This window comes from Actinomadura rupiterrae, assembly GCF_024172125.1.
GTDB classification, from domain to species: Bacteria; Actinomycetota; Actinomycetes; order Streptosporangiales; family Streptosporangiaceae; genus Spirillospora; species Spirillospora rupiterrae.
On the sequence record NZ_JAMZEA010000010.1, the window covers coordinates 239,387 to 249,070 of the forward strand.

At 75.0% G+C, this 9,684-nt stretch carries 3 protein-coding genes; 1 reads left to right on the forward strand and 2 read right to left on the reverse strand.

Annotated features, from left to right (window positions below):
- Positions 1-63: 63 nt before the first annotated feature.
- Positions 64-336 (reverse strand): winged helix DNA-binding protein, encoded by a 273-nt coding sequence (locus FHU30_RS33250; protein WP_253881346.1) that lies wholly within the window; start codon positions 334-336, stop codon positions 64-66.
- On the opposite strand from FHU30_RS33250, the gene FHU30_RS33255 reads away from it, so the two are divergent.
- The gene (locus tag FHU30_RS33255) at positions 326-853 is read left to right on the forward strand and encodes a DUF6790 family protein (protein WP_253881352.1); all 528 of its coding nucleotides are present in this window, start codon (positions 326-328) and stop codon (positions 851-853) included. The genes FHU30_RS33250 and FHU30_RS33255 overlap by 11 nt on opposite strands.
- Positions 854-941: 88 nt before the next feature.
- On the opposite strand, the gene FHU30_RS33260 is transcribed toward FHU30_RS33255, so the two are convergent.
- Positions 942-9,614, reverse strand: a complete 8,673-nt coding sequence (locus FHU30_RS33260) for a LamG domain-containing protein (RefSeq protein WP_253881354.1) — start codon at positions 9,612-9,614, stop codon at positions 942-944.
- Positions 9,615-9,684: the final 70 nt, after the last annotated feature.

Below are 9,684 nucleotides of genomic sequence, written 5' to 3' on the forward strand. Positions count from 1 at the left end.
CCCCAGCATCATGTGCCACGAGAGCCCGCGCCCGCCATCGTGGCAACCACGTATCCCCGGCCCTCAGTCGGATGCGAGGAGTTCGGCCAGGCGGAGGGTGTCCTGGAGGTAGCGGTCGTAGGGGAAGCCGGCGGCTATGAGGGCGGTGCGGAACTCGTCGTAGAGGGGTTTGCCGGCGGTGTGGAAGGCGTTCCGGCCTGCGTCAGTGAGCCTGACGAGGCGGCGGCGGGCGTGGTCGGGGTCGACGGTGACCTGGACGAGGCCGTTCGCTTCGAGGGGGCGTAGCGCCCGGCTGATCGCGGGGTCGGACACCGACAGGGCCTGCATGGACAGCATCGGTTACGTCGCCCAGTCGGCCTTCCCCGTCGCCTGGATCCTTGTCCCGGCTCTCGGCGCCTCCGTGCGGGCCCGGCGGGCTCGGTCGTCACGGGAGCGGCTGGAGATCTGGCAGCGCTGGTGGGCGGTCGGCGCCTTCGGCATCGGCAGCCTGTGGATGACGGTCGCGTTCCTGCTCTTCCCGGACACCATGGCCACCGCGATCGGCTTCCACCGGACGCCCTTCGTCTTCGAGATCGCCTTCGCCAACCTCGGGCTGGCGGTCATGGGCTTCCGCGCCGTGTCGGCCTCCGCCCGCGAGCGCATCACCATCGGGCTCGGCGGCGGGATGTTCCTCTGGGGAGCCGTCGTCGGCCACCTCTACCAGTGGTTCGCCAACGGCGACCACGCCCCCGACAACACCGGGGGAGTGCTGGTCAACGACCTGTTGATCCCGGCCGTCATGATCGTCCTGGCGGTGCGGTCCCTGCGCCGCCCGGAGGCCGCGCCCCGGGCGGCCGTGGAAACCGCCGCCTGACGCCCCGGAAGCGACCCGCCATGACGACCTCTGCCGGCTCACGGCGCCGATCGTCCCCACCGCCGCCCGCGTCGTCCAAGGGGACGGGCTAGGTGGTCGGAGGGATGTGGGTTGAGCCGCCCGGGGTGAGTTTCTGGACGGTGTAGGCGGGGGCGCGGGTCGGACGGGTGGAGTCGGTGAGGTGGAAGACGGCGCGGCGGCGGACGACCTCGGTGCGGAGGTCGGCCGGGTTGACGAGCTCGACACGCTGGGCTTCGGGCGCCCAGGCGAAGCGGACGCACTCGACGGAGCCGCGGTCGCCCGACGTCTGCTTGCGCAGCAGGGCGTAGGCCGCCTCGGTCGCGGGGATCACCGGGGCCTCGACGATGGCGATGTCGAGCTGCACCACGGCGGGTTTCACCGGGCCCGAGTCGACGTGCAGGACGAGCCGGAGCCGCTCGCCGGGCGTGAACGGGCCGTTCGCCTTCTGGAGGGCGGCGAGCGACAGCTGGTAGAGGCGCCCCGGGACGAGCGGTCCGAGAGGCGATGGATTCGTCAGGTCACGCGGGGTCTGGTCCAGGTCGATCTTCTGGAGCGCGAGGGTGACCTGGGGCGTGCCGGGCGGCGGCTCGTCCCAGTCGAAACGCAGCGCCAGGGCGCTGTCCGGGTTGCATTCGCGCCGTTCGGCGGAGAGCGTGACGGCGCGCTGCGGGCTGGTGCCGCCGCTTCCCGGGAACTGCACCGAGACGCTCGCGTGGGCGGACGGGGAGGCGAGCCGCCGGTTGTATTCGGGGTCCTCGAAGTGGACGTAGCGCGGGACGAGAGGCAGGAACGGCGCGTTCGGGTCGGCCACGCGGAGCGGGAACCGCAGCTCGTGGCTGTAGCCGTCGTGGTACGGCTCCGCACCGGGCTGGTGCGGGGCGAACTGCGCCTTGGCGCGCGCGAGGACGGACGCGCCGGGCGGCAAGGCGGCGATCAGCTGCCGCGCGCGGGCGGCACGGGTGGACGCGTCGCCCGGCAGGGCGAACTGGCAGATCGAGAACTTGGCCGTGTCGATCGTGTCGGTGTTCGGCAGCGCCACGCCCACGGCGGCGAGCCGGGCACGCAGGGCCGGGGTCAGGACGAGCGTCGGGGTGGTGACGTTCTGGAGAGCCGTGACCTGCCCGGCGGCGACGAGCTCCAGCGCCAGAACCCAGTCGAGGATGCCGGACACGGGCGTTTCGGGCTTCTGCCCGCCGGCCAGCGGGATGCTGCCGTCGATCCGGTAGACGAAGGTGAGGACGCCGTCCCACGACACGTCCAGGGTGTAGCGCTCGGTCGCGGCCAGCTGCATGCGCAACCGCTGGGGCGTCTGGCGGTAGGTCGGGTTCTCCGGCGGGTCGTCGAAACCGGCGCGGAAGGCCTCGTCCGCCGGGGACGGCGTGACCAGGGCGAGCTGGTCCGGCGCGAAGTGGCTGGCCCAGGTGCGCAGCGCGACGGTCTGCCGTCCGTCCAGGTTGGCGGGCAGCGGCACCGGACGCGGCGCACGGTGCTGCACCGGCAGCCCGCCCGAGATCATGCCCAGGCCGCGCGGCCGGACGTGCTCACCGGTCAGGACGACGCCGCTCTGCCGCAGGAGCTGGTTGCGCAGCGTCACGAACACGCCGGGGCGGGTGCCGGTCACCAGGTAGCGCAGCGCGCCGGGCAGGACGGGCTGCCAGCGGCCGAGCGCCGTCCCGTCCGGCTGGGCGAGGGGCGGCTGGTCGAACAGCGGCGCGGTCAGCGCGGGCAGCGGCGGGTCGGGCGGCACGGGGAGCAGGCTGCTGACGGCGGGCGCGCGGAAGCGGCGCGGCAGGCCGCCGGCCGGACGGTCGGTGTGCAGCGCCGACCGGAACTGCACCGACTGCTGGACGGTCTGCCACCACAGCGTCGTGCCCGCGGTGCCCGCGGTGCCCGCGGTGCCCGCGGTGTCCGGAGCGGACGCGCCGATGACGCCCTGCTCGTCCTTGGTGTAGTGGACGCTGACGCGCAGCGCGCCGAGCCCCCAGGGCCAGTCGGGCAGATCGGTCCGGACCGGGCGCTGGGTGAGGTAGAGCGGCTGCACCCCGACGGTCTGCGGCGGCGCGAGCTCGAAGTCGCGGGGACCGGCGGGAAGCGCCGCGATGTTGCACTGCCCCTCGCGGTACCGCAGCGCGCCGAGCTCCGGACGGATGCCGAACAGCCGCCTGGCCAGCGGCGACGCGGACGGCACCCGGACGAGCGCGAAGGCGTAGCCGGTGGTCAGGGCCGCCTCGCCCAGGTTGTCCGGGCGGGTGTTGTCGCTGATGGTCCGGTAGCGCAGCACCGCGATCGGCGACTCGGGCGCCAGGAGGCGCTGGGTCTGCGCGGCCCACCCCTGGGCCTGGGCGCGCAGGTGGCTCTCGTCCGCCAGGTCGGGATTGCCGGGCTGGACGCTCCACATGCGGCTCGCCACCGGCTGGAGCCGCGAGGTTCCGGGCGCGAGGCAGAGCAGTTCGGCCAGCAGCAGCCGGGGCGCGAGCGGTGACGGGCCGGTCGCCGGCACCACCGGAGCCGGACGCCACTGGAGCCCCAGGTACGGGCTGACCACGAGGTTCAGCGGGCGCGGGTTCGCGTCCCCGTCGAGCGACAGCGGCGCCGGGATGAGGGTGGCCGAGGGGTAGCGGCGCGGGCCCTCCCCGGCGGGCTGGCCGAGCAGGCCGCTGCCGGCGATGAGCGCGGCGGCCAGCGTCCAGCCGTACGGCGGCTTGTTGGTGGTGGCCAGGGTGCTGACGGACTGGGTCAGCAGCAGCTCGCCCTCGCGCCAGACGGGATCGGCATACGGCGACGGCTCGGGCAGTTCCGGCAGTCCGGACGTCCGAGGCGGGTAGAACGGACGGCGCGGATCGAAGGCCTGCCGCAGCGCGGCGGGACGGCTGAGCCGCGCCGGCGTCTCGGGCAGCGCCGCGAGGACGCTCTGCAGCAGGTCGCCCTGCGGCTCAGCAGGCGGGTTCTGCGCGCGGAACCAGCTCTCCTCCAGCGCCGTCGGGTCGAGCCGGGCGAAGCTGCGTCCGACCGCGGTGTCCAGGCTGGCGAAGGTGACAGGAAGCGGCGCGCTGTCCGCCCACCCGCACAGCGCGAGCGCCAGCGTCGGCAGGGCGGTGCTGGGAGCGGACGCGCGCAGGCGGCTGATGACCAGCAGCGGATCGGTCTGCAAGGGGCTCGGCTGCTGTCCGGCAGGCGGCTGGGCCAGGTCCCGGGACGTGTCCTGCAGACGCCCGAGGAACGGCATCGTCAGCAGCAGCCACCGCGGATCGGACGGGTCGCTGGGCGCGTAGTCCGCCGGACTGCTGAGCAGCGCGCCCTGGCTGCCGGTCGGAAGGTACTGCAACGTGGTCGCCGCGCTGTCCGGCGTCGGGACGAGCCCGACCAGGTGGTGCCCGCTCGCCTCGATGAGCAGCATGTCGCGGGGCAGCGAGTCGAGCGCCGCGCCCGGGTCGGCGAGCAGCGACGCCAGGCCCGCGCCGAGGTAGCCGCCGCTGACGCTGCCGAGCGGGCTGAGGCCGGTGACGGGGTCGGTGGTTTCGAGGCCGGCCAGGCCGCGCAGGTACTGCGCGGCGCGCTGCGGCGTGAGGAGCCGCACCTCCTGGACGGCCGTCCAGCGGGTCTCGCGGCCGAGAGTGCCGCCGCTCCCGTCCGCCGCGGGGGTCACCTCGACGAGCTGGTGCTCGACCAGGGCGAGCGGCTGCCAGCTCTGGCCCTGCGCGAAGGTGAACAGCAGCGGCCCGTCGGCGCCGGTCAGCGTGGCGGCGGGCAGCTCGTGCTGGTTGAGCAGCACCCGGACGGTGTGGCGCAGGTGGGTCAGGGCCGGGGGCCCGGCGGTGCGGGCCGCGGGCAGCGTGATCCGGGCATTGGACGCGTCGTAACTCAGCTGCTGCGGCCAGGACACCAGGTCGGTGGCGGTCAGCATCCCGTTGAGCAGGAAGCGCTCCTGCCAGTCGGCGCCGTCCAGTCGCGAGGTGTAGCCGACCACGAGGTCGCCGGCCGAGGAGCCGTACAGCTGCGCCGCGTCGGCCGTCCGGTTCGGGACGGGGTCCTGGAGCGAGCGGCCCCAGTGGGTGACGAGCAGGGCCTCGACGAACGCGCCGGTCAGGGGGAGCTGCGGCACGTCGTCCGGCCGGGCGGTGGCGCGGAAGGTCACCGTGGCGAAGCCGGGGGCGGCGCGTCCGCTCAGACCGGGCGTCGTGGCGTCGGCGAGGCGCATGCCGGGCAGGAACTGGAGGCCGTCCGGCTGCGGGGCGCTGTAGCCGTTCCAGCCGAACTGCAGCGTGGTGTCTCCGGCCAGTGCTGCGGGCGAGCCGTCCGGAAGGGTGACGGCGAGGGTGAGATCGTCGAACAGGTTCGCGCTGTCGAGCGTGAAGGCGCCAGCGGCCCCCGAACCCGTCGCCATCAGGTTGAAGGTCAGCGCCGCCGACAGCGCCTGACCCCGGGTCGTCGCGGGCGTGGACGCCGGGCCCGCGGCGAAGCGCGCGGTGACCTCGTCCGCGGAAAGGGCGCGGTTGTACAGCGCGACCATGCGGTAGGTGCCCAGCCAGGCGTGCCCGCCGGTGATCTCGTCGCCGAGGGCAAACTCGAACCGGTCGTTCCAGTTGGCGAGGCTCCCGCCGACGGTGTGCTCGGCCTTGAGCTGCCCGTTGAGGTAGATCCGGGTGACGCCGTCGGCGGACCGGGTGAACGCCAGGTGCATCAGCGCGGCCCCGAGCGACCCGGCCGGCGTGGCCAGGTCCGGGCTGCCGGTGTCGTCGGTGCCGCTCGTGCGCAGCCAGGCGTCCAGGCTGGACGAGTCCAGCAGGCCCTTGCGCTGCTGGAGGGCGACGTTGCGGTGCGCGTCGTCGGACGAGACGGTGAGGATGTCGAACTGCCCGTTCGTCAGCAGCCCGGTGACGGGCTTCACCCACGCCTCGACGCTGATCTCGTTGCTCGCCTTCACCGCCGCGTTCAGCTTCGCGGCGGGACCGCCCGAGCGGATCAGCGTCGCCTTGGTGAGCGTCAGCCCGCCGGTGCCCCAGCTCATGCCCTGCGTGGACGCCGCGGTCAGGTGCAGCGGCGCGCCGATGCCGGACGAGTCGTGGACGGTCGCGCCGCCGCCCTCGTCGAAGCGGTAGAGCGCCTGCAGCCCGGTCGGCGGCCTGCCGACCCGGACGGCGAGGGTGAGCTTCAGGGTGTGCTTGCCGCCGGCCATGTCCAGGCCGAGCGCGACGCGCTGCGGCACGACCGGGTCGGACGCGGACGCGCCGGGAAGCGTGAACGGCGGCGTGGCGGGGTTGGGGAAGGAGATCGCCGGCAGCCCGACGACCCACTCCACCTGGAACAGGTGGAAGGACAGCCGCACCTGGTCGACGGTCAGCCCGGCGCCGCCGGCGGCGAGCGCGATCGCGCCGATCCGCAGGCGCGGCGCGTCCCCGGCCTCCCCGGCGGAGACCGCCAGCGGCCACTCCAGGACGGGGCCGTCCAGGCCGACGGCACTGAGGCTCAGCGCCGTCCCGGCGCCGGCGCCGCCGCTGGTGAAGGTCAGGCGCACGCAGTTGCTCAGCTCGGTCTGCTCGCCGCCCGAGCCGGCCACCGGAAGCTGCAGCCGCCCGATCACCTCGACCGCCGTCACGCCGTCCCCGGCGAACGCCACGCGGTCGAGCACCAGCGGGAAGAAGCGCAGCCCGAACAGGTCCAGGCCGGGGGCGGGCGCGTCCGGGTCGTCGGTGGCGGGCCGCAGCCGCCACTCGTATCCGGTGCGGTGCTCGTAGTCGCTGCTGCGCGCCTCGGGGTCGTTGCTGTCGAGGTCGAGCTCGACGGCCTTGGGCGAGCGCGCGGACGCCTTGGTGAACGCGGCGCCCTGGGCGGGCAGGTCGCGGAACCACAGCTGCCAGGACTCCGCCGTCCCGTGCCCGAGGGTGAGCGGGACGCGCGTGGTGGCCAGCTGCACGTCGCCCGCGGTGGGATGGCTCAGCGGCGTCCGGATCAGGTTGGTCGCGGGCACGCTCGCGCCGCGCACCAGACCGCGCTGGTCGCCGAAACCGGCGGTGCCCGCAGCGCCCGCGGCGCTCACCGCGCGAGCGGCCATGCTTCCGGCCGTCAGCCGGTACTGCGCGGGGTCCGGCGGCGCGTCCGCGGGGAGGCGGCGCAGGCCGGTGGCCCCGTCGGCGAACACGCCGTCGATACCGCGCAGGGCCGCCTCGCCGGTCAGCGAGAGCGGCGCGCTCTGCGCGGGGTCGGCGTTGTCCAGCCGCAGCTCGCCGGGGTAGCCGTCCAGGGCGAAGGCGGCGCGGACGGGCCAGGCGCGCGTGGACGCCAGGAAGCGCAGCACGGTCTGGCCGTCCTGCCGGGCGAAGGCGGCCACGTTGTCGGCGGCGGCGAGGTCGGCGCGCTCGGCGAGCCGCCGCCAGTGCGCGGCGTAGTCCGCGCGCGTCAGCGGACGCGGCGGCTCCGGCCGCGCGGTGTCGGGAAGCGGCGAGCTCTCGCGCGGGTCGGTGGGGATCCGCGGCGGCTGGGCCAGCGCCTGGACCTCGTCGGTGTAGGGCAGGTCGTGGCGGTACTGGACGGCCAGCCCGAGCGCCGGGTCGCTCTGCGGCGGGTCGCCGTCGGCGCGCGGGTCGAGCACCAGCCCGGGCAGCGAGAGCGCCACCAGCGGCAGGTCGTACAGCTTGTCCGCGTCGCCGCCGAGCCATTCGCGGGCGGGCGCGGAGGCACCGCCGTAGCGCGGCCAGCCGGCGGCGCCGTCGGCGGTGAAGCGCCAGGCGCCCGGCAGGTCCAGGCCGTCCTGGCGGGTCACCGGCAGCTCGAACGGGACGAGCTGGCGCCCGGCGATCGGCACGTTCGGCGGCGTGATGCTCTGCGTGAGCGCGAGCGCCTGCACCATCGGCAGCGTCGGGTGGCGGCGCCAGACCAGCGGCAGCGCCGCGCCGAGGGTGCCCGGCGCCAGGACGCCGGCGTTCACCAGCGCGCGCAGCAGGACCGGGTCGACGCCGTACTGGAAGGCCCAGGCGCCGAGGCCGGCCGAAGGCGCGGGCGTGGACCGCCAGGCGAAGCCGATCGCGTCGAAGGCGAACCGGACGAGCGGCGCGAACAGCTCGCGCCCGGTAACGGTGTGCAGCGGGACGGACGCGAGGGCGCCGATCCAGTCGTCCAGGTCGGGCAGGGCGTCGGCGGCGGTGGGGGCCTGGGTGCTCAGCCAGAACAGGCCGTTGACCGTGACCTCCGGCGCGTCCAGGGTCAGGTCGGCCGACTGGAGCCGGAACTCGGTCCCGGCCGGGGCGAGCACCCACGTGCCGGTCATGTGCTGGGCCGCGGCGAGGGTGAGGTTCCAGGGCTGCTCGCCGGACGCCTGGCCGAGCCCGGACGAGTTGTCGTTGCCGTAGCTGACGGCGCCGCGCAGCAGGTTGTCCGGCGCCGGGACGGGCGCGGCCTGGGCGACGCCCGCATCGAGGTAGATCTGCTCGGACAGGTTCGGGAGCGGGAGCTGCGCCCAGCCGTCGTCCAGCGGCGTGAACCCCCACAGCACCGGCGGTGACACGGGCGCGGCGGTGGCGCCCGCCGCGGGCCGGGTCCAGGACGGCTCGGGCACCTCCAGAGTGGCGCGGAGCCTGCGCGCGGCCTCGTTGGGGTCGAAGGCGAGCGTGGTCGCGGCGAGGGTGACCCGCTCGCCGAAGCCGGAGGCGTCGCGCGCGGCGTGGTAGGTGAGCGTGCTGGGCGTCCCGGCGGGTGCGGCGCCGGCCGCCAGGTCCACCCGCAGGTTCGTGCCGTCGAGGGTCACCCGCGCGCTCGCCGGGGTGATGCGCGCGAGGGTGTCGGGCTGGACGGCCGGGTCGTAGGGCTGCCGGTCGCTCAGCAGCAGGCTGAACGCCTCGCCCGGGAAGCCGACCGGACGCGTGCCGGGCTGCTCCTGCCACGGCGCGATCTCCCAGAACAGGCGCGGGACGGTGAGCGGGTCGGCGGGCTCCAGGGTGGCCCACTGCGGCGCGGGCACCGGCTGGACCAGGCCGTTCAGCGGGTCGTTCGGGTTGAGGTAGCGGTTCAGGCGCCGCCAGGACGCGAGCAGCGCCGCCCGCTCGGCGTCGGTCAGCCGCTCGGACTCGACCGTCATCCGGAACCCGCGCACCGCCGTCCCCGGCGTCGGGGCAGGGTCGGGGACGACCCGGGCGAGCTGGAACACGGCGCTCACCGGCGCGCTGTCCCAGAGCAGCCGGACCTGCCCGAACGCCGACACGCCCCCGGAGTGGACGGTCAGGGCGCCGAGCAGGTGGGCCGCGCCGGTGCGCTGCCCGATCGGGACCTGGGTGAGTCCGAGCGCGGTGTAAAGCCGCTGGACGGCGCTCGCCTGCGGGGTCATCGCGTCGAGGACGATCTCGCCGCCGAGGCAGGTGAGGACCGGCAGGTTGCCGACGATGTTCTTCGGCCAGCCGTCTGCGGGCGCCTCCAGGAGCAGCAGGCTGGCGGTCCCGGCGTTGATCGCGGCGCGGATCGCCTGGGGCGGCAGGTGGCCGTCGGGCTTGGTGCCGCTGCGCGTCCACACGTACTGCGGCGTGCTGCCGTTGGTCGGGCTGATGGTGACGCTGGTGACGTAGACCAGCGCCAGCAGCGAGCCCGGCAGCAGCACGTTGTTGTCGCCGACCGCCTGGCGCGGCGTCGTGTCGACGTAAAGAGTGCGGAACGCGAAGTTCGTGGCCGGGTCGGCCAGCCGGATCACCTCGGCCTCGGCCGTCCAGAAGGGGCCCGCGATTCTCAACTTCGGCAGGTCGGGAAGTTTCGCCATCTGCTCCTCCTAGTCCGCTCGTGGCCGTCAGGGTCGGGGGCCGCAGGGCCCGGGTCGTCACAGGTCGGTG